This window comes from Clostridium sp. K13 (assembly GCF_019734195.1).
Taxonomy (GTDB): Bacteria; Bacillota; Clostridia; order Clostridiales; family Clostridiaceae; genus Clostridium.
In genome coordinates, this window is the sequence record NZ_JAASHM010000034.1 from 1 (window position 1) to 21,228 (window position 21,228).

General features: G+C 28.6%; 19 protein-coding genes. All 19 read right to left on the reverse strand.

The window, feature by feature from the left end; all coding sequences use genetic code 11:
- Positions 1–98: 98 nt before the first annotated feature.
- The 19 genes from uidA to HCG76_RS15120 all read right to left on the reverse strand — a co-directional run bounded on the left by uidA (position 99) and on the right by HCG76_RS15120 (position 21,121).
- A complete protein-coding gene (gene uidA / locus HCG76_RS15030) occupies positions 99–1,898 on the reverse strand; it encodes a beta-glucuronidase (RefSeq protein ID WP_221701445.1) in 1,800 nt (599 codons plus the stop codon).
- A gap of 63 nt (positions 1,899–1,961) precedes the next feature.
- Positions 1,962–2,987, reverse strand: a complete 1,026-nt coding sequence (locus tag HCG76_RS15035) for a sugar kinase (RefSeq protein ID WP_221701444.1) — start codon at positions 2,985–2,987, stop codon at positions 1,962–1,964.
- A 28-nt stretch (positions 2,988–3,015) separates the two neighbouring features.
- A complete protein-coding gene (locus HCG76_RS15040; RefSeq protein ID WP_221701443.1) occupies positions 3,016–3,861 on the reverse strand; it encodes an HAD family hydrolase in 846 nt (281 codons plus the stop codon).
- A gap of 293 nt (positions 3,862–4,154) precedes the next feature.
- Positions 4,155–5,039, reverse strand: coding sequence for a sensor histidine kinase (locus HCG76_RS15045; protein WP_221701442.1), 885 nt, complete (start codon positions 5,037–5,039; stop codon positions 4,155–4,157).
- Positions 5,040–5,263: 224 nt separating this feature from the next.
- A complete protein-coding gene (locus tag HCG76_RS15050) occupies positions 5,264–6,880 on the reverse strand; it encodes an ABC transporter permease (protein ID WP_221701441.1) in 1,617 nt (538 codons plus the stop codon).
- Positions 6,873–7,586 carry an ABC transporter ATP-binding protein gene (locus HCG76_RS15055; RefSeq protein ID WP_221701440.1) on the reverse strand — a complete coding sequence of 238 codons (714 nt, stop codon included), beginning with the start codon at positions 7,584–7,586 and terminating at the stop codon, positions 6,873–6,875. Before HCG76_RS15055 ends, HCG76_RS15050 begins: the two co-directional genes overlap by 8 nt.
- 38 nt (positions 7,587–7,624) lie before the next feature.
- Positions 7,625–7,915, reverse strand: coding sequence for a hypothetical protein (locus HCG76_RS15060; RefSeq protein WP_221701439.1), 291 nt, complete (start codon positions 7,913–7,915; stop codon positions 7,625–7,627).
- Positions 7,916–7,938: 23 nt separating this feature from the next.
- Positions 7,939–8,820, reverse strand: a complete 882-nt coding sequence (locus HCG76_RS15065; protein ID WP_221701438.1) for an ABC transporter permease subunit — start codon at positions 8,818–8,820, stop codon at positions 7,939–7,941.
- Positions 8,813–9,736: an ABC transporter ATP-binding protein gene (locus HCG76_RS15070; RefSeq protein WP_221701437.1), complete on the reverse strand. Its 924-nt coding sequence runs from the start codon at positions 9,734–9,736 to the stop codon at positions 8,813–8,815. The genes HCG76_RS15065 and HCG76_RS15070 overlap by 8 nt, the downstream gene beginning before the upstream one ends.
- 196 nt (positions 9,737–9,932) lie before the next feature.
- A complete protein-coding gene (locus tag HCG76_RS15075) occupies positions 9,933–10,628 on the reverse strand; it encodes a response regulator transcription factor (RefSeq protein WP_221701436.1) in 696 nt (231 codons plus the stop codon).
- 291 nt (positions 10,629–10,919) lie between these two features.
- Positions 10,920–12,887, reverse strand: coding sequence for an excinuclease ABC subunit UvrB (gene uvrB / locus HCG76_RS15080; protein WP_221701435.1), 1,968 nt, complete (start codon positions 12,885–12,887; stop codon positions 10,920–10,922).
- A 174-nt stretch (positions 12,888–13,061) separates the two neighbouring features.
- A complete protein-coding gene (locus HCG76_RS15085; protein ID WP_221701434.1) occupies positions 13,062–14,336 on the reverse strand; it encodes a PDZ domain-containing protein in 1,275 nt (424 codons plus the stop codon).
- Positions 14,337–14,350: 14 nt separating this feature from the next.
- On the reverse strand, positions 14,351–15,625 hold the full coding sequence (locus HCG76_RS15090) for a S41 family peptidase (protein ID WP_221701433.1): 1,275 nt from the start codon (positions 15,623–15,625) through the stop codon (positions 14,351–14,353).
- Between the two features lie 151 nt (positions 15,626–15,776).
- Positions 15,777–16,667 carry a permease-like cell division protein FtsX gene (ftsX, locus tag HCG76_RS15095; protein ID WP_221701432.1) on the reverse strand — a complete coding sequence of 297 codons (891 nt, stop codon included), beginning with the start codon at positions 16,665–16,667 and terminating at the stop codon, positions 15,777–15,779.
- On the reverse strand, positions 16,657–17,343 hold the full coding sequence (gene ftsE / locus HCG76_RS15100; RefSeq protein WP_221701431.1) for a cell division ATP-binding protein FtsE: 687 nt from the start codon (positions 17,341–17,343) through the stop codon (positions 16,657–16,659). The genes ftsX and ftsE overlap by 11 nt, the downstream gene beginning before the upstream one ends.
- A gap of 117 nt (positions 17,344–17,460) precedes the next feature.
- A complete protein-coding gene (locus HCG76_RS15105; RefSeq protein WP_221701430.1) occupies positions 17,461–18,300 on the reverse strand; it encodes a YitT family protein in 840 nt (279 codons plus the stop codon).
- Between the two features lie 26 nt (positions 18,301–18,326).
- Positions 18,327–19,178, reverse strand: a complete 852-nt coding sequence (locus HCG76_RS15110) for a YitT family protein (RefSeq protein WP_221701429.1) — start codon at positions 19,176–19,178, stop codon at positions 18,327–18,329.
- A gap of 174 nt (positions 19,179–19,352) precedes the next feature.
- Positions 19,353–20,297 carry a transketolase family protein gene (locus HCG76_RS15115; RefSeq protein ID WP_221701428.1) on the reverse strand — a complete coding sequence of 315 codons (945 nt, stop codon included), beginning with the start codon at positions 20,295–20,297 and terminating at the stop codon, positions 19,353–19,355.
- Positions 20,297–21,121 carry a transketolase gene (locus tag HCG76_RS15120; RefSeq protein ID WP_221701427.1) on the reverse strand — a complete coding sequence of 275 codons (825 nt, stop codon included), beginning with the start codon at positions 21,119–21,121 and terminating at the stop codon, positions 20,297–20,299. Before HCG76_RS15120 ends, HCG76_RS15115 begins: the two co-directional genes overlap by 1 nt.
- Between the last annotated feature and the right edge of the window lie 107 nt (positions 21,122–21,228).

Below are 21,228 nucleotides of genomic sequence, written 5' to 3' on the forward strand. Positions count from 1 at the left end.
TAATAAATTAATATATTTTATATTATATTACATATTTGTATAAAATTAAAGACTGTTGACACTTTGTCAACAGTCTGTAAAAATAAAATATTAATATTTTATTTTTTATATCCAAATTCAGGTATATTAGTCCATCTTTCACGTAAAGAATGAGCTATCATCTTAGGCTTTCTTTCCCTAGTAAATATACCCTTTTTATTTCCTTGAACTCTTATAATACCTTGACTTGTAGCAAAATCAGCAAAATTCCACACTTGTTCTCCAATAAAATTCTTACATTTATCTACAATCTCATGGTTAGCTTTATAGTATTCTACTTGATATTCTTCAGTAAACATAACTGGAACTGTATCATGCATTCCTGCCACAGTATCTGCTCCATATTCAGTAAACATTATTGGAGTATTAGGACATCTTTTTTCCCAACCTTTTAATTCCTCATCAAGCATTCTTTTAGCTTCATCTAGTTCTCCACCAGCTACATACCATCCATAATATCTATTTAAACATAATACATCTACTATATCTCCAACTTTACATTTATCCGGTGTAGACATTAAGTAAGTAACTACAGTAACAGGTCTCTTTTGTGGATCTAATTCTTTTGTTAATTTTATTAATGGTTCAAAATATTCTTTTGCCCCTTCTGAATCAGAATCTGGCTCATTTGCTACAGACCACATTACAACACATGGATGGTTTTTATCTCTTGAAACTAACTCTCTTAAAACTCTTTCATGAGCTTCTTTAGTTCCAATTTCCTTCCACGTGTCTCTTCTAGCAGAATCTCCACCAAAACCTGTTGCCATAAAGTTTAAATGTAATCCAACAGCTGGTGTTTCATCAATTACAACTATACCTTCTCTATCTGCAAGTCTCATTATTTCTTCAGAATATGGGTAATGAGCTGTTCTAAAAGAATTTGCTCCAATCCACTTCATTAAATTAAAGTCTTTTACATTAATAGCCTCATTTATTCCTCTTCCATTTACATAAGAATCCTCATGTTTCCCAAATCCTTTAAAATAGAATGGCTTATTATTAATTAAGAATTTTCCTTCTTTTACTTCAACTGTTCTTACTCCAAATTCCTCAAAATAAGTATCAACACTCTCCTCATTATTTACTAATTCTACTTTTAACTTATAAAGATATGCATTCATAGGCTCCCATAAATGTACATCAGTTATAGTTAGCTTGCCTGATTCTCCTACGCCTTCTGCAACTATATTATTTTCTTCATCAATTATAGTTACTTTAACATTACCTTTACCTATAGTTTTTACCTTATAATCAACATATCCATCATTTTCTTTAAAATCAGTAACAATAGTTATATCTTCTACATAACTTTTTGGAGTTGTATATATTTTTACCGGTCTATGTATACCCGCATAATTGAAGAAATCAAAATTAACTGAATTTTTTATGACTTTCTTGCCATTTACCTCTACTTCTTTTACTAATCCTACTGGTAGCGTAGTTTCATCAATTATATTATTTACTGCTACAGTTAATCTATTATCCCCTGTTATTAATAAATCATTTATCTCTGCTTCAAAAGGAGTAAATCCACCCTTATGCTCAACTAATAATTTCCCATTTAAATATACCTTTGCCTCATGAGTTACTGAACCAAATCTTAATACTATTCTTTCATTAAGTAACGTTTTAGGAATAGTAAAACTTCTTTCATACCATACCCATCCAACATGATCTCTTACTTCTTGACTTTCTACTAAATCATTATATGATGATGGTACAGCCATCTCTATAGTATCTTTTAATGGTGCTTTACTTAACTCTTCTGTTAAGCCATTTCCTTCATTTAATTTAAATCTCCATATACCATTTAAGTCTATTAATTGTCTTGATTCCGTCATTATTGGATATAACATACTAATTCCTCCTAAAATATAATTTTTCAACCCTTTTTTATTATAAAAATCTATATAATTTTATTATCTTTTTACATTACATAGTCCATTATCTATAACTGAATTAATTGTATCTTCATCAATTATATTTATATCACCTATTATTGAATGTTTTAATGAGCTAGCGCATGTCCCGAATTCTACAATTCTTTCATTTGGCATTTCATTTAAAATTCCATGTAATATTCCTGCTGTAAATGCATCTCCTCCACCAACTCTATCTAATATATCAAAAGTATATGAATTAGATTTTAATAGTTCTTTTCCATTAAATAAATATCCTTTTAATGTATTATTATTAATTGAATTTACAGTCCTTCTAGTGCATGCTACATATTTTAAGTTTGGATATTTCTTAAATAGCATTTCATAATGATATTGTAATTTTTCCTCAAATTCTAAGTTGTTATCCTCAAATTTTAATATATTAACCATATCTAGATGTCCTAAAAATGCAAAATCTATATATGGTAATATTTCTTCTAACACTTCCTTGGCTTTATTTATAGACCATAACTTTGATCTATAATTTGAATCATAAGAAACTAAAATTCCTTGTTTTCTACAAGCCTTTGAAATATCTATTATAAGTTCCTTTAAATCACTACTCAAAGCTGGAGTTATTCCTGATAGATGAACTAATCCAACACCTTTCAACATATCATCTATATTAAATTCATCTTTTGATGCCATAGATATTGCTGAATATTTTCTATCATATATAACTTCAGTGCTTCTAAGGCCATGTCCAATTTCAGAGTAATATACACCCAATCTACCTTCACCTATAACAATATCGTTTACATCAACGTTATAACCTCTGAACTTACTAATAACCTTCTTTCCTAAATAATTATTAGGAAGTTTAGTTACAAACTTAGTATCATGACCTAATATAGCAAGGCTTGCTATGACATTTGCTTCTCCACCTGAATACACAGCTTCGAATGAATTTGCCTGTATTATTTTTTGGTTATTGGGTGGAGTAAGCCTTAACATTATCTCTCCAAACCCCAATACTTTTTTACTTCTAAAACCTAAATCATTCATCCTTACTACATCCCCTTGTTAGATAGCTTTATTTAGATAAATTTGCTTTAAATTCTGCTATAACTTTTTCTTGGTATTTACCATTATATAAATTATTAGTGAATCTTTCTAAAATATCTTTAGTAAATCTAAACCATGATTCTTTTTCTTTTCTAACCATTATTGGATAGTATAAAACTTCATTTTCTTCAGCTGCTTTAAGATCACCTAAAGCATCTCCAACCATTAATACATTATTTCTGCTGTATCCTTTTTCAATAAGTTTATTTATACAATAAGCTTTTGAGCCAATATTTTGAGTTAAAACTATATCAACACTTTCTAAAAGACCATGTTGACTCCACTCATCTAAAACTGCTTTTTCATTTGCAGATGATACTATTGCTATATCTGCAACTTTTTTAGCTGTTATAATAGCTTCTTTTACCCCTTCAAATGGGCATTTTTCATCATCGCTTAACAAATCAATTGATTTATTTACAAACTTAGACCATTCTAACGCCTTTTTTAAACAAATATTATTTGTTTTCTCTATTTCAGCTTCTAAAGACTCATTTGAAAGCTCTTTAGTTTCTTCAGTCCATCTTACAAATTCATCTAACCCATCTATTTGTATGTATTTATCATTAATTTCTATAAGAGCTACAGCTAAGCCTTTGAATCTATTTATTCCCCTAGTTAATGTATAAAGATTAACTTCATTCCATCTTTCTAATATATCATCTTTCCATTCTTCAAGATTCCATTCTGTCACCATACATGGTCCAAAGCATTTTATATGCTTAATATCCATAGTATCTATTGCACATCCATCAGAATCTATACAAATTAGAAAGTCTTTTTTCTTAATAAAGTTATCTAAAAAATTACTCATAAATTTCACCTACTATTAGTTATTTTAAGAGATTTCTGTAGTTAGTGTTAATGCTTTTATGTGGACATCATATTTTATGAATGGTGTGTTTAACAATAAATATTTATGTAATCACATTAACACTAATCTATAATATAGCTTTTTAACAAACAAAAGTTTCCCTCTTACTAGTATACTAGCATATTAGTATTTTTATTTCAATAATTTTTGAATCTATTTCATTATTTATATATAAAATAAATGCAAGTAAATAGTTATTATCTAATTTACTTGCATTTATGAATGTATATTATTTATTTCCATATTATCTTTATTACTAAGTTTTCATTGCCTATTGTAGCAGTTATATTATATCCTAGTTTTTCTACTAGTACCTTTGCTATATATAACCCAAGCCCTGTATTTCTATCACTCCTTGATTTATCCACAGTATAAAATCTTTCAAAGAGTTTATCCACATTTTCTTCAGTTAATTCTGTTGCTTTGTTAATAAATTCTGTTATTATTACATCCTCTTCTTGTTTTAATGTTATTTTTACAAAGTTTTCACCATGCTTAATCATATTCCCTATTAAATTTGAGAAAATACGGGTAATTGCACCCTCATCCGATATAATTTCCTTAATATCTTCATCAATTTCAATAATAGGTTCAATATTATTATTTATAAAATCATTATAAAATATAGCTATATTTTCGCATAATATGTTGTTTAAATTAACCTTCTTATACTGGAAGTTATACTCATTTCCTTCTATTCTTGATAAATCATAAAAACTACTTATAAGCTGTTGTAATGACTTTGTTCTTTTTTCTACTATATCCATATACTCATTTTTATCATTTTCCGAAATATTTTCTAGTCTGATCATTTGTAAATATCCCATTATTGATGTTAATGGAGTTCTTAAATCATGTGACATATTTGCTATACTTGCTCTTAATTCTTCTTCAGTTTTCTTCTTTTCTGCCATAACTTTTTGTTTTGAATCAAATATTAAATTTACTTCTGCAACTAGAGCTTCTAAATCCTTATCTACAGATTTTGTTTTTATATTTATATAATCATTTAAATTATTATTAATTTCTTTTCTTATTCTTCTAAATTCTCTTTTATAGCCTATAATAATAGCAATTAAAACAATAATTATTGCTATTAAAATACATGTAATACCCATTATTTCTCCTATATCTAACTTAATACACTGTATATAGAATTTTAAATACAATATCATATACTATGTATAAAGTCCCAATACTTATTTTATAGTAATCATACAACCACATTCTTAAATCTATTATATTCTATATATAAAATATTTCCAATAATCTATAAGTTAAAACAAGTTGCCCCTGTAGAAAATATCTATAATAATGACTTTTCCCAGAGGCAATCTTTCTTCTATAATCTATTAAATTTTTCAGTACACATATTATTTAATACTTTAATTGAAACAAATAAAACTATTAAGAATATAACTAAAACTACACTTAAAATAACCATTATATTAGTAATACTAAATACTTTAATTAAACAAAGTGATAGCCCAACAATTGCTATTGATAATACCATTATTCCTAAAGAAGTAATCATTACACTTGCACTTTGTTTTACTACTACTGTAGGATTTGTCCACTCCATTTTAGGAAAATATAAATTAATTATTAAGCCTAAAACAGCTGATATAACTGCAAATACTATACTTATTAATAAATTCAATATTAGATATTTAATCTCGAATTTTAATCCTATATAAAATATTATATTAGCTATTATTGATGCTGGAATTGTTATTACTAAATTAGCTATTATTTTACCCTTAAATATATTCTTAGGCTCTATTGGTAATGATTTTAATATCCATAATCTATTTCCTTCTAATGATATAGATGAATTTGTTATACAAGATAATCCAATAGTAAAAACTAATACAACTAATACTCCTATTGGAATCATATTTGCTATTTCAGGATATCCTAAAAGTTCTACTAGTGTTTCTTTATTTATAAACAATGTAGCTATAGCCCCTCCAATTAATAAGACCATTCCCACTGCTGTATTCATAACATAAATTGGTGTTGCAAAATATCTTCTTAACTCCTGATTTACCAAAGCTTTTGTTACACTATTTTTTTCTAATTTAACTACTTTATAGTTTGCTTTCTTATAACTTTCTCCTAACTTTCCATTTATAGTTTTAAATGTTTTACTAAAAACAAATATGAATATCACAAATGGAATTATTGATATTAGTGCAAACTTTATTAAAGAAGCTATATCGTAATTTATTAATGCTTCTTTCAAATACATTGCTGGCGGATATATGCTAGATATACCTTTTACTATTGAATCGCTATTTGTAATAAATGCATTGATATAATTTTGCATATTCATAGAAGCTACCATAATTAATAGAAAAGTTATCATTCCAACAACTATAGTTGCAATATTCTTGTGCTTAAATCTTGATGATATAAAAGTTATAACTACAGCTATTATTGAGGCTGCTATTATAGGAATCATTGGGATAAATATTAACCCTATTGCTAATACAATAAAGAAAATCCATGATAAACTTCCATTATAAATAAAGTAGACTATTGATGCTGGTACTATTATAAGTGCTGTTCCTATATAACTTATAGACATTAAGATTAATATTTTACTAGTTAATATTGTGCTATTTTTTATTGGAAGAGCCATTAATAAATCATAATCCCTTGAACTAAATAATGTCCCTTGAGCTTTATAGATTAATGTTATAAAGCTTAAAATACAGGAAAATAACACAGCAACTACTAATATTAAATCTAAATATCCCATTGGCTTTAACACTGTAGCTAATCCAATTGAATATGATGTTGTCATAAAACATATTACTGCTGCTATTAACAACAATGTCCCCGTAGTAATTAATAGCTTTCTTTTTTCCTTAGAAGAACTTACACCTTTACATAAAGAATTAACTCCTGTGCTATTTATAAATGAATTTTTTAGTAAAACAAATAAATTACTCATTATCAATCAACTCCATAAACACATCTTCTAGAGAATTCTTTCCTTTTACTTCTTCAGTAGTTCCTATGGTAACTATTTTTCCACCTTTGATAATTGCAATTTTATCACATAGCTTTTCTGCAACCTCTAACACATGTGTTGAGAAAAATATTGCACTTCCTTCATTACATATTTCTCTCATTATTTCTTTAAGAGTATGAGCTGCCTTAGGATCAAGTCCAACAAAAGGCTCATCAAGAATTAATAGCTTAGGCTTGTGAATTAATGCTGATATTACTGCAAGCTTTTGTTTCATTCCATGTGAATAGGAGGATATTAAATCACCTAGATATTTAGTTAACTCTAGTTTATCTCCATAATATTTAATTAATTTTTCCCTTTGTTCCTTACTTACCTTGTACACATCTGCTATAAAGCTTAAATATTGAATACCAGTTAATGCCTCATAAAGATCTGGATTGTCTGGAATATATGCCATTATTTTTTTACACTCTATTGGGTTTTTCTTAATAGATTTACTATCTATTAATATATCTCCTTCTGAAAATTCCAAAATACCAACTATAGCCTTAATAGTAGTTGTTTTTCCAGCTCCATTATGGCCTATAAAACCAAATATCTCTCCACCATTAACTGTTAATGATATATTATCAACTGCCTTTTTCCCTTTTGAATATGCTTTTGAAAAATTCTTTATTTCTAACATACTTATTCTCCTTTATATAAGAATTTTTTATCCTAAATTTATAAGTTTGAAATCAACATAAAACCTTGAATAACTATGGCTAGCAATGCTAATATTATATATCTTTTTATTTCTGAAGATTGTCCATTTCTATTTGGTAAAAATCCAAATCCATATACTGTAATTGGTATAATAACAGCAATTATCTTTGGCATATAATTTTGTAATTCCCCACTTATTGAAATCTGCATTCCAACTTTGTTAGGTAATATAATAAACGATATAATTCCTAAAATAAAAATAATTAATCCTAAACTTAATTTAATATATTTTTCTAATTTAACGTTCATAATATTTAAATCACCATCTCTTCTTATTTAATATCTTGAGCTTTAAATATTCTTATTCCTGCAAATAATGAAATTGCTATTGTTACTAATGCAATTAGTAAAGATCTAAGTAAATCTCCATTTCCTGCTTTAATAGAAGTTGCTAATGCTGAATTATAAAATGGTAACACTTCATAAACTCTATCAAACCAAGTATATATTCCGTATAAAAATCCTCCAAAGGTTGGAACACCTATAAATATTGCTACTGTTATTCCAATTGTAGCCCCATTACTTTTCACTAATGTTGCTATAACCATTGCTATTGCAGCTACTGCTGAACTAGCTACTACTGATACTACAAATGTTTTTATCATTCCTAATACTTGTGAAAACTCAAATGATTCACCCCATCCATTCATAATAGTTACTACTATTGTTGGCAATATAGTCATAACAGCTGAAATTATTGCAATACCCACAATCATAGCTACAAACTTTGCTAAATAAAACTCTTCTCTTCTTTTCCCATAAGCTAAGAAATTTTTAATTGTTCCTTGTGAATATTCCTTTGCTATTAAAGCTGCAACTAATATTCCTATTAATATTTCCATAATCCCTGATCCAAATGAAGCATGATATACTTCTATTGAAGTTGGGTTCATCATATCTTTAGCTTGCAATTGAATTCCTAGTTCACCTGGTGTCACAATTGCATCACTATCTGACATACTTGTCATTTGCTGCATAAGAGCATCCTTTTGTTCCTGAGGCATATCACCCAAACTATCATTAAGTATGTTATCAAAAACTGGTGAACACATAACTATTGTTAGTGTAGATAATAAAATTCCAACTACTACTAGTACTCTAAATGTTCTATTTTTAAATAATTTATATAACTCTGCTTGTATTGCCTTAAGCATTTAAACCACCTCCAATTGTATTCATAAAGTATTCTTCTAAATTTTCACCTTTAACATTTATACTTTCAACAATAACGCCTGACTTTGAAAGTAAAGAATTTACCGCTCCTACATTATCTAAATTAGAAAATACCTTTATATTTTTATTTTCTAAAACTTCATAATCACTTATTCCTAACTCTCTTTCTAATAAAGTTACTGCTCTAGATGTATCATCAACTTTTAAATTTATATACTGTCTACACTTCTCTGATAGTTCTTTAGATGTTATTTCTTCAATTAACTTTCCTTCTGATATTATTCCATAGGTAGTTGCAAGCTCTGATAACTCACTTAATATATGACTGGATATTAATATTGTCATATCCTTTTCTTTGTTTATCTTCTTTAAAAGTTCTCTTATTTCAATTATTCCCATTGGATCAAGTCCATTTATAGGCTCATCTAATATAAGAAGTTTTGGATTACCCATTAATGCATTTGCAATTCCTAATCTTTGTCTCATACCTAAAGAAAAGTTTTTAACTTTCTTTTTTTCAACATCCTTTAATCCTACTAAGTCTAATACCTCATCTATACACTTCTTACCTGGTATATCTCTTACCAACCTAGATACTTCAAGATTTTCTCTTGCTGTCATATTTGTATAAAATGAAGGTGTCTCAATTAAACTTCCAACCATTGTTCTTGCTTTATTTAATTCACTTTCACCACTAGCTCCTAAAAGTTCTATTTCTCCAGCACTTTTATGAATTAACCCTGTAATAAGTCTAATTAATGTAGTTTTTCCTGCTCCATTTTGACCAATAAATCCATATATCTCACCTTTTTTAATTGTCATATTAACATTATCTACAGCTAACTTATTTCCATATTTCTTTGTAATGTTATATGTCTTTAATATAACTTCATTCATTTTTATTTACCCCCTAGGTTTAACTAATATATTTATATTATTTTTACTTAATCTCTTACCTTGATTACATTCTATAATCATAGTTGTAAGATAGCTTAAAGAAAACATTAAGAAAGTATTAAGTTTAAAAATAAAGTATGCCTCTAGGGTTAATCCAATGTTTTGATTAACCCCAGAGGCATGCGCTTTATGTAGATTATTCCTTTAGTTTAAATCCAATTCCCCATACTGTTTGAATATATTCATTTTCCTTATCTATTTTTGAAATCTTAGATCTTAGATTACTAACATGTACATTTACAGTATTATCATCCCCCATAAAATCATCTTTCCAAACTGATCCAAAAAGATTTGCTCTAGTAAATACTTTATTAGGATTACTAATTAGTAGTTCTAATATATCAAACTCTCTAACAGTTAAGTTAATTTCTACTCCATTAACATGTACTTGCCTTGATTCCATATCTAACTCTAAATTTTTATGTTTTATTTTATTATGTATATTATTAATATTAGAAAACTTAGTATATCTTCTTAATTGAGCTTCAACTCTTGCTAATACTTCATTAATATCAAAGGGTTTACTTATAAAGTCATCTGCACCCATTTTAAGTACTGATATTTTATCTTCTGAACTAGTTTTAGCTGATGCTACTATTATAGGCATAAAATGTTTTTTTCTTATTTCAACTAATAATTCTTCACCACATATTCCAGGTAGCATTAAATCTAAAATTATAAGATCATACTCAAATTGTTCTATACACATCTTTGCTTCACTTCCAGAATAAGCGCCCCTAGCCTCATATCCATTTTGAATTAGTATTTTACATAAAAGTCCATTAATATCCCAGTCATCTTCAACAACTAATATCTTTTTATTTGAATTCATTTCTTCATTCTCCCTTATATTAACTACTATACAAATTATACCAAATAAATATAATTTGCAAAATAAAAAAAAACTGATTCCTCACTAAGAATCAGTTTTAATATATATATGGGGCTATGGAATTTCATTATAAATGTATATTAACATTAATTACTATATACATTTGATTTCAAAACTTTTCGTCTTTTATTATAACATATCTATATCATTTTTAATTATGAGAATTATAAATGGTATAGATAAAAATATTAAATGTAATTTCCTAGGAAATTAGTTTTATATAAGCTAACACTAAGAATTCAGTTTATTAATCATATCTCTAAGTTCAGCGGCTCTTTCAAATTGAAGGTTTTTAGCTGCATCTTTCATTTCTTCAGTATATTGTTTAATTAACTTCTTCTTATCTTTAGCAGTTAGCTCAACAGCTTCATCAATACCGTAATCAGCAGACTCTTCTGCAACCTTCGTTGCTTCAATAACATCTCTAATTCCTTTTATTATAGTTTTAGGAACAATTCCATGCTCCTCATTATATTTCATTTGAATTTCTCTTCTTCTATTAGTTTCCTTAATTGCTCTATCCATTGATCCCGTCATTCTATCTGCATACATAATTACTTTACTTTCAGAATTTCTTGCCGCTCTTCCTATGGTTTGAACCATTGATGTTTCAGAACGTAGGAAACCTTCTTTATCAGCATCTAAAATTGCAACTAAAGCAACTTCTGGAATATCTAATCCTTCTCTTAAAAGGTTAATTCCAACAAGTACATCAAACTTTCCTAATCTTAAATCTCTTATTATTTCCATTCTCTCTATAGTTTTTATATCAGAATGCATATAAGTTGTTTTAACTCCTAATTCAGTTAAATATTTAGTTAAGTCTTCTGCCATCCTTTTAGTTAAAGTTGTTACTAGAGTTCTAAAACCTCTTTCTGTTGTTTTTAAAATTTCAGCATAAAGATCATCTATTTGTCCAGTAACTGGTCTTATCTCAACTATTGGATCTAAAAGCCCTGTTGGTCTTATGATTTGCTCTGCTATGTTAGTTGAGTGCTCTAACTCATATTGTGATGGAGTGGCAGATACAAAAACAACTTGATTTACTTTTTTCTCAAACTCAGTAAATTTTAACGGTCTATTGTCATATGCACACGGTAACCTAAATCCATATTCAACTAATGTATCTTTTCTCGATCTATCACCTGCATACATTGCTCTGCATTGAGGTAATGTAACATGACTTTCATCAATAAACATTAAATAATCATCTGGGAAGTAATCTAATAAGGTTTTAGGTGGAGTACCTGGTGCTCTTCCATCTAATACTCTTGAATAGTTTTCTATTCCACTACAATATCCCATTTCCTTAATCATTTCTATATCATAATTAGTTCTTTGTCTTAATCTTTGAGCTTCTAATAATTTATCTTGTGACGTTAATTCTTTTAATCTTTCCTCAAGTTCATCTTCTATTTCCTTTATTGCCTTATCTAATGTTTCTTTTGAGGCAGCAAAGTGAGATGCTGGGAATATAGCAACATGCTCTCTTTCACCTAATATTTTTCCTGTTAAAACATCAAATTCTCTTATTCTATCTATCTCATCACCAAAGAATTCAATTCTAATCCCCTTTGTAGATGATGAAGCTGGAATAATATCTAAAGAATCTCCTCTTACTCTAAAAGTACCTCTTGAAAAATCAATATCATTTCTTTCATATTGAATTTCTATAAGTTTCTTTATTATCTCATCTCTATCTTTTTCCATTCCTACTCTTAAAGAAATAGTAAGTTTTTTATACTCATCTGGATTACCTAATCCATAAATACATGAAACTGAAGCTACTATTATAACATCTCTTCTTTCAAATAATGCTGATGTAGCAGAGTGCCTTAATTTATCTATCTCATCATTTATAGCTGCATCTTTTTCAATAAATGTATCTGTTTGTGGAACATATGCTTCTGGTTGATAGTAGTCATAATAAGAAACAAAATATTCAACTATATTATCAGGAAAAAACTCTTTAAATTCTGAACATAATTGAGCTGCTAATGTTTTATTATGTGCTAACACTATTGTTGGCTTTTGAACTTTTTCTATTATATTTGCCATTGTATATGTCTTACCTGATCCTGTAACTCCTAAAAGAGTTTGATACTTTTCATTATCTTTTATTCCATTAGCTAAACTTTCAATAGCTATTGGCTGATCTCCTGTTGGTTTAAATTTAGAATGAATTTTAAATTCTCCCATATACTCACCTCCAAATTATTATTTATTAATTTAAATATACCTTTAACTTAAATTATCTAAAATAATATTACCTTTAAACTAAGAAAATATAAATAGATTTTATTTTTTATATCCACCATTTTTAAAACTTTTATAATACTAATACCTACTAAGAAAAATAGAGACTAAATTATATTAGTCCCTATTTTTATTCTTCAGATCATTTATTATATTTTTTAAATCATCTGGCTTTATTTCAAACATATCTTCTTTTTTAACCATCTTAGGAACCAAAAGCATTCCTAACCTTTTATTTCTAGGTTGTATAATATATTCTAATACTTGTCCCGAATTGTTTTTAACTTTCATTGGAACTTTAAGTATACTATCTCTAGCAGCCTTGAATATATCACCCTCTGATCTAATATTTTGTCCATTAATTTCTATTATCTTATCGCCACGCTTAATTCCTACTTCGTATGCTGGTGAATTTGGAGTAACTTCAAGAACCATTATTCCTTCATCATCACTAACGTATAAACATTCACCCTTCTTTTCAACTCTGTATTCATATCGCATAATTACTTCAAAAGCTAATGGAGCATATATTATAGCTATTATTTGACCTAATATATTAATACCTGCTAATTGTGAAACTAAAGCAACTGATACACCATATATTAAAATCGCTGTACCACATCTAAGTAATTTAGTTTTCTTTTCTTGTGTAAAGGTAACATTACTATATCCTAATATTCCATACAAAGGAATACTGGCTATCATAATAGTACTTAATAAACCTAATATTGCTTTATTATTTATAATAGGCCACCATGAGGCTACATTAGAATAAACTGACTCTTCTCCAGGTATGCTATTACTAAAAATCATAAGTATTGCAACTGGTATTGGCCAATATCTACTAAATGAAAATCCTCCAACTATTTTGTCCTCTTTTTTTGTGAACACTGGTATTGCTCCTCTGCTTCCATCAAACATAATTAAAAATCCTTCAATTATGTATATAACTCCTATGAAAGTCATTAATGATAATATATCAACATTTAGAAACAACTTAATTCCAGTAATATCACTGGCAAGCTTTAAAGCAATTCCTATAATACCTAATATAGCTGCAGAGTAGGCATATGATATGTATTTCTTTTTATAAAACAAAGATAATATTGATATCATAAATATAAATTCTATCCCTGAATTCTCACTAAATGTAACTCCAAGTACTGATAATATTATACTTCCAATTGCACCTGCTAATATTCCTAATACAATTTGAGATAATGTAAGTTCTAGAGGGGAATTTATCCCCTCTCCTAATGTCATTTTTTGAATAGAAACTATCCTAACATTTTTAAAATAAAATATTATCCCAAAAACTACAAGCATAACTAAATGCATTGGCTCAATTATTGCTACTGCTATAGACTTTAAGCTATGAATTATTAAATCCATTCTGAGCCTCCTAATTAATTCTTCTCTCTTACTACCTCTAATGCTTTTTGAAATTGTGGATCAATGCTTCTATCGTAATCCTTTTGTAATATTTCTTGTGGAATCTCTACAACTATTTCTGGAGCTATTCCTGTACCATGAATATTTTCACCATTTGGTGTGTAATATTTAGATGTTGTAACTTTAAGTCCTCCCATATCATTAGGTAACACTTTAAGTTGTTGCACTATACCTTTACCAAAAGTTGTTGTTCCAATTATTGTTGCAGCTTCATGATCTCTTAAAGCACCAGTTACAACTTCTGAAGCACTAGCACTTCCACCATCAACAAGTACAACCATTGGCATTCCAATTGCATCTCCGCCTATTGAGTTTGATATTACCTTTTTGTTATACTTATCAATAGTGTAAGTAACAACCTCTCCTTCAGGAATGAAGTTAGAAGCTATTTCAACACATTCATTTAAGTATCCACCTGGGTTTCCTCTTAAATCTAATATTAGTTTTTTCATTCCTTGTTGTTTTAATTCATTTAATTTTTCATTAAACTTATCACTTACTTCTTCATCACTAAAAGTTGTTATTTGAATATAGCCTATTCCATCTTCTAGAATTTCACCTTTTACTGATTCAGTCTTTATTTCAGCTCTTACTATTTCTATTTCTAATGGCTCATCTATACCTTCACGTTTTATAGTTAAAGTAACAGGAACACCTTCTTCTCCTCTAACTCTAGATACAACTGCTTCTGTGTTTAAATCTACCACTTCATAATCATCAACTTTTAATATTATATCTCCAGCTTTTAAACCTGCTTTTTCTGCTGGTGATCCTTCAACTGGGGCTATTATACTTACATTACCATCTCTAACACCTAATTGTGCTCCTATTCCATAGAAACTTCCTTGACTTGATTCCATAAATGTTGTGAATTCATTTTTATCCATATATACAGTATATGGATCTCCCAAAGACTCAGCCATTCCTTTCATAGCACCCTCTAAAAGCACCTCATCATCTATTTCCCCATCGTACATAGAAAATAACATGCTTCTTAGATTAAATAAATTTGAGTATTTTTCAGTATCTTGAATATCTTCTAAGTCACTAACTGCCTTTTCAGGTACAGAACCCATAATAACACCTTTTGTAGCCAGTGTATTTCCTAAATAGAATACTCCTCCATATGTTATTAATAAGACTCCTGCTCCAATTAAGTATTTAAATATTTTTTTTGTGGATTTTTTAGATTTTTTGGGTTTATTTCCCTCTCCATTAAAATTCTCCATTATTGCTCTTTCCTTTCTATAAATAATTTATATTAGCTAAAATTACCCTTTATTCACTTAAAACTACAACCCATAACAAATGTAACGAGTTGTAGTTTTATATGATTTCTATATATATCTTTATTTTTGCCTAATTAACAAATTCTATATACTAAACAACTAAGAATTTTCTTAATGCAAATATACTTCCTATTGCTCCAACTACTATACCGCCTCCAACAAAGCAAGCTAATAAAGTTGTTAAAACAAATTGTGGTTGTACTAAGTTTACTATAAACATAGATGAAACAATCCACTTAAATATACCATTATATGCAAAGTATAATACTATACTTGATGCTAATGAGCCAACTGCACCAATTATTATACCTTCAATAACGAAAGGCCATCTAATAAACCAGTCTGTTGCACCAACAAACTTCATTATTCCGACTTCTCTTCTTCTTGAGTAAACTGTAAGCTTGATTGTATTCATTATTAAGAATACTGAAACACCTACGAATACTACAAATAATCCTATACCTACGATTTGAACTACATCAACAAACTTACTTATTGTGTTAATTACTTCTTGTTGATTTCCTATACCTTCAACACCAGTCATACTTTCAACTGATTTTGATACCTCTCCAGCATATGAAGGATCTTTTAAATTAACTATAAATGAACTTGGTAATGGGTTATTAGTTAAATCATATCCTTCTAATAATCCAGCATTGCTTCCTAAGTTTTCTTTTAAATTTAAGAAGGCTTCATCTTTAGATTCATATGTAACTTCACTTACTTGAGGATCTTCCATCAATTTAAGTTCTATCTCTTTTTGATCAACTAATTTTATGTCATCTTTTAAATATACTTGAATTTGAATTTTAGATGCTACATCTTCTATACTTTTATTAAAGTTTAATGCTAATAAAGTAAATGTACCAAAAACGAAAAAAGTTATTAATACAGTTATCATAGCAGCTACACTGATTGTCCTATTTCTCTTTATACTTTTTAAAGCATCTACTATAAAGTAGTTTAACGTGCTAATTTTCATTTTCGTACATCCCCTTTCTATCGTCTCTTACTATCATTCCCTTATCAATAGCTATAACTCTCTTTTGCATATTATCAACTATGTCTTTTGCGTGAGTTGCCATTAATATAGTTGTTCCTGCTCTATTTATATCTTCTAATAATCCCATTATTTCTTTTGCTGTTTCTGGGTCTAAGTTCCCTGTAGGCTCATCGGCTATTAACACAGCTGGATTATTAACTATAGCTCTTGCTAAAGATACTCTTTGTTGTTCTCCTCCTGATAATTCATTAGGGAACATTTTATATTTATGAGATAATCCTACTAATGATAATACCATAGGTACTCTTCTTCTTATTTCTCTTTGAGAAGCTTCTACTACTCTCATTGCAAATGCAACATTTTCATATACATTTAAAGTAGGTATTAATCTAAAATCTTGGAATACCATTCCAATTTTTCTTCTGTAATACGGTATTTGTTTTCTAGTTACTTTAGATAATTCCTTATCTGCCACTATAATATCTCCCATTGTTGGATCTACTTCTTTTAATAACATTTTTATAAAAGTAGATTTACCAGCACCAGATGGTCCAACTAAGAAAACAAAATCTCCTGAATCTATTTTTATATTTACATTTGCTAATGCCTTAACATTATTATCGTATATCTTGGACACGTCCTTAAATTCTATCATAAATAACACCTCTTACAACTTTAAGTTTAACATTTTTAAAAAGTCTAAAGCCATTATATCATACAAAAAGGCATAATACCAATATTTCAGGTGTAATTACCTCATATTACTATATTTCTATTGAAAATCAGTAAAGCCCTTTCCAAGAACTTCTGTTGATTCATTAACAGTTACAAACGCATCTGGGTCTATTTCTTTTACATATTTTTTTAACGCTATAAATTCTTTTGTACTTAATACTGTGTAAATTATTTTTACATCACTTCCTGTATATCCCCCATGACCATTTAGAACTGTACATCCTCTATCAATACTTTTTATTATATGGTTAACTATAGTTTTTTCTTTTGATGTAATTATAAATACTTGCTTACATCTATTAAATCCATCTATAAACTTATCTATAACTAATCCTATTAAAATTACGCTAAAGAATCCAAATAATCCTTTATCCACACCAAATACACTAATAGCTAATATGCAAACAAATGAATCTGTAAGTAATACAGATATCCCTATTCCTATTGGAGTGAATTTACTAATAATTGCAGCTATAATACTAGTTCCACCTGTAGATGCACCTTGATGAAATACTATAGCTGCTCCCATCCCAAGTATAATTGATCCGAAAAAGCTAGCTAAAAACATATTTTCAGTTAAAACTCCTGGTGTGAAAAACTTTTCAATTATCCACATAAATACTGAAAGCATTATTGTTGCATAAATACTTTTACCCCCAAAAGATTTACCTAAAACAACAAATGCTAATATAAATAGTACAATATTAAGAACAAGCACAACCATACTAGTGTCTAAACCTAAAAGTTTATTAATAACTAATCCTATTCCTGATACTCCTCCTGCTGCAATATCGCATGGAAAGAAAAAGTATTCTAGAGCTATTGCTGTTAATGCTATTCCTAACGTAGTTAATAAGTATTCTTTAATTTTCTGCATAAGTATCTCCTATCTTTATTTAATTTTTAATCCTCATCTATTCCTTTAAACCCTTCACCCATAACTTCATGTACTTCCCCAACTGTAATAAAAGCAAACTTATCAATTTTGCTAATATGCTTTTTTAACTTTATAAATTCACTCCTATCTAAAACAGTATATAACATTGCAGTATCTTTTCCGGTGAATCCTCCAACACCTTTAATAAAAGTACATCCTCTTTCTAAATCTTTTAATATATATTTACTAATCTCTTTATTTTTCTCACTTATTATAGTTATTTCGCTTTTTACTTTAAAGCCTGCTATTATCTTATCAATAACAACTCCATTAATTATTACAGCTAATAAACCATATAGCCCCATTTTTATACCAAATGTGATAGCACCAAGTAAAGTTACTAAGAAGTCTACCATAAGTAATGATTTACCTATATCAAAATGGAAAAATTTATTAAGAATCTTAGCAATTATATCAGTTCCTCCACTTGAAGCATTAGCGTTAAATACAATCGCCATTCCACCCGCCGCTATTAATGTACCAAATATCGTTGCTAACATTAAATCATCTGTCACATTAAATGGCAGAAATTTTTGCATAACCCACATAGAAGTTGACAATAAAAGACTACAATATATACTTTTAGCTCCAAACTTAGGTCCTATTAATATTAATGCAATTATAAATAAAACCCCATCCATCATTAGAACAAGGGGACCTATAGATATAAATGGTATGTAATGATTTATTACAATAGCTAAACCTGTTATTCCTCCAGCTGCAATATTATTGGGATCAAAAAAATATACTACAGATATTGCAACTAACAGAATTCCAATAGTTATTAACACAAAATCCTTAAAATTCCCTTTACTCATATAAATTCTCCTTAAAATTTAAATTATTTGTATTATTTTCCCTCATAAATATAATTTTTATCCTAATCTCTTTAATATCCTTAATAATTATATACCTTTTTTAACCCAAAAAAAACTGCGATTTTTTATCGCAGTTTTAAGTGGTAAAATAACTGTTTTGTGGTATATATAAATCTATTTTTTTAAAGTAATTGCTTCTTTAACTTTATTAACTATATCTTGTGCAGTTAAGTTATAAGCCTTTAATAATTCATCTGGCTTACCACTTTCTCCAAAAGTATCGTTAACTCCAACCTTTAAAACTGGTACTGGGTACTTTTCAGTAACAACTTCTGCAACAGCAGATCCTAACCCACCAATTATGCTATGTTCTTCAGCAGTTACTATAACTCCCGTTTCCTTAGCTGATTCAATGATTAATTCATTGTCTAAAGGTTTGATTGTGTGTATGTTTATAACTTTAGCATCAATTCCTTCTTTTGCTAAAATTTCTCTTGCTTCTATAGCAGCATCAACCATAATTCCAGTTGCAACTATAGTTGCATCCTTACCTTCTGATACTACAACACCTTTTCCTAATTTAAATTCATAAGTGTTTTCATCATTTATAACATTAACTGCAGCTCTTCCTAATCTTACATAGCAAGGTCCATCATATTTAGCTATAGCCTTAATTGCAGCCATAGTTTCAACTGCATCTGCAGGTGAAATAACTACCATGTTTGGTATACTTCTCATTAATGATAAATCTTCAACAGTTTGGTGAGATGCTCCATCTTCTCCAACTGTTAATCCAGCGTGTGTAGCACAAACTTTAACATTTAATTTAGGATAGCAGATTGAGTTTCTTATTTGTTCAAAAGCTCTACCTGCAGCAAACATTGCAAAAGTACTTACAAATGGAATCTTTCCACAAGTAGATAAACCTGCAGCAACTCCCATCATATTTCCTTCAGCTATTCCCATATTGAAGAATCTTTCTGAGCAAACTGCTTTAAAGTCAGCTGTTTTTGTAGACTTAGATAAATCAGCATCTAATACTATTACATTTTCGTTTTCTTTTGCTAATTCTGCTAATGCTTTTCCGTATGCTTCTCTTGTAGCGATTTTCTTACTCATTATCTGTCTCCTCCAATCTCAGCTAAAGCCTTTTCACATTGCTCTTTACTTGGTGCTGTACCATGCCATGCAGCTTCATTTTCCATGAATGATACACCTTTTCCTTTAACAGTCTTACATATAACTGCTGTTGGTTTATCCTTACACGCTTTTGCTTTTTCTATAGCATCTATTATTTCATCATAATTATGTCCATCTATAACTAATACATTCCATCCAAAAGCTTCAAACTTTTTATCTATTGGTGATGGATTCATAACATCTTCTATATTTCCATCTATTTGTAGTCCATTAAAATCTATAAAAGCAGTTAAGTTATCTAATTTATAGTGCGCAGCACACATAGAAGCTTCCCATACTTGGCCTTCTTCTAATTCACCATCACCTAAAATAGTATATACTCTATATGCTTTATTATCTATTTTCCCAGCTAAAGCCATTCCTACTGCTGAAGAAATTCCTTGACCTAAAGAACCTGTTGACATATCAATACCAGGTAAACATTTCATACTTGGATGTCCTTGTAATCTTGATCCAAATTTTCTTAAAGTACTTAATTCTTCTACTGGGAAGAATCCTTTTCTTGCTAAAGCACTATATAAAACTGGTGCCGCATGACCTTTTGATAGTACGAATCTATCTCTATCTGGATTTTTTGGATTACTTGGATCTATGTTCATTTCCTTAAAGAAAAGTGTAGTCACAATATCAGCTGAAGATAAAGATCCTCCTGGATGTCCTGATGCTGATTCTGTTAACATTGAAACTATATCTTTTCTGATTAGTTTAGATATTGATTTTAATTCTTCTACATTATTAACCATTTAAAAGCCTCCGTCGTAATAATTTATATTAATATACTTTATTATACTCTTTAATTATGTAAATTACCCAAATTTATTTTAACACATGATTTTTAATTTGTATACAC

What these genes read in the sequence shown, in the direction of transcription:
- HCG76_RS15085 (WP_221701434.1), bottom strand. Translation starts at nt 14,336, where the DNA reads ATGGATTTAATAATTCATAGCTTAAAGTCTATAGCAGTAGCAATAATT.
- HCG76_RS15045 (WP_221701442.1), bottom strand. Translation starts at nt 5,039, where the DNA reads ATGGGTATTACATGTATTTTAATAGCAATAATTATTGTTTTAATTGCT.
- uvrB (WP_221701435.1), bottom strand. Translation starts at nt 12,887, where the DNA reads ATGGGAGAATTTAAAATTCATTCTAAATTTAAACCAACAGGAGATCAG.
- HCG76_RS15070 (WP_221701437.1), bottom strand. Translation starts at nt 9,736, where the DNA reads ATGAATGAAGTTATATTAAAGACATATAACATTACAAAGAAATATGGA.
- ftsX (WP_221701432.1), bottom strand. Translation starts at nt 16,667, where the DNA reads ATGAAAATTAGCACGTTAAACTACTTTATAGTAGATGCTTTAAAAAGT.
- HCG76_RS15090 (WP_221701433.1), bottom strand. Translation starts at nt 15,625, where the DNA reads ATGGAGAATTTTAATGGAGAGGGAAATAAACCCAAAAAATCTAAAAAA.
- HCG76_RS15060 (WP_221701439.1), bottom strand. Translation starts at nt 7,915, where the DNA reads ATGAACGTTAAATTAGAAAAATATATTAAATTAAGTTTAGGATTAATT.
- HCG76_RS15055 (WP_221701440.1), bottom strand. Translation starts at nt 7,586, where the DNA reads ATGTTAGAAATAAAGAATTTTTCAAAAGCATATTCAAAAGGGAAAAAG.
- HCG76_RS15035 (WP_221701444.1), bottom strand. Translation starts at nt 2,987, where the DNA reads ATGAATGATTTAGGTTTTAGAAGTAAAAAAGTATTGGGGTTTGGAGAG.
- HCG76_RS15075 (WP_221701436.1), bottom strand. Translation starts at nt 10,628, where the DNA reads ATGAATTCAAATAAAAAGATATTAGTTGTTGAAGATGACTGGGATATT.
- HCG76_RS15065 (WP_221701438.1), bottom strand. Translation starts at nt 8,820, where the DNA reads ATGCTTAAGGCAATACAAGCAGAGTTATATAAATTATTTAAAAATAGA.
- HCG76_RS15110 (WP_221701429.1), bottom strand. Translation starts at nt 19,178, where the DNA reads ATGAGTAAAGGGAATTTTAAGGATTTTGTGTTAATAACTATTGGAATT.
- uidA (WP_221701445.1), bottom strand. Translation starts at nt 1,898, where the DNA reads ATGTTATATCCAATAATGACGGAATCAAGACAATTAATAGACTTAAAT.
- HCG76_RS15050 (WP_221701441.1), bottom strand. Translation starts at nt 6,880, where the DNA reads ATGAGTAATTTATTTGTTTTACTAAAAAATTCATTTATAAATAGCACA.
- HCG76_RS15120 (WP_221701427.1), bottom strand. Translation starts at nt 21,121, where the DNA reads ATGGTTAATAATGTAGAAGAATTAAAATCAATATCTAAACTAATCAGA.
- HCG76_RS15115 (WP_221701428.1), bottom strand. Translation starts at nt 20,297, where the DNA reads ATGAGTAAGAAAATCGCTACAAGAGAAGCATACGGAAAAGCATTAGCA.
- HCG76_RS15040 (WP_221701443.1), bottom strand. Translation starts at nt 3,861, where the DNA reads ATGAGTAATTTTTTAGATAACTTTATTAAGAAAAAAGACTTTCTAATT.
- ftsE (WP_221701431.1), bottom strand. Translation starts at nt 17,343, where the DNA reads ATGATAGAATTTAAGGACGTGTCCAAGATATACGATAATAATGTTAAG.
- HCG76_RS15105 (WP_221701430.1), bottom strand. Translation starts at nt 18,300, where the DNA reads ATGCAGAAAATTAAAGAATACTTATTAACTACGTTAGGAATAGCATTA.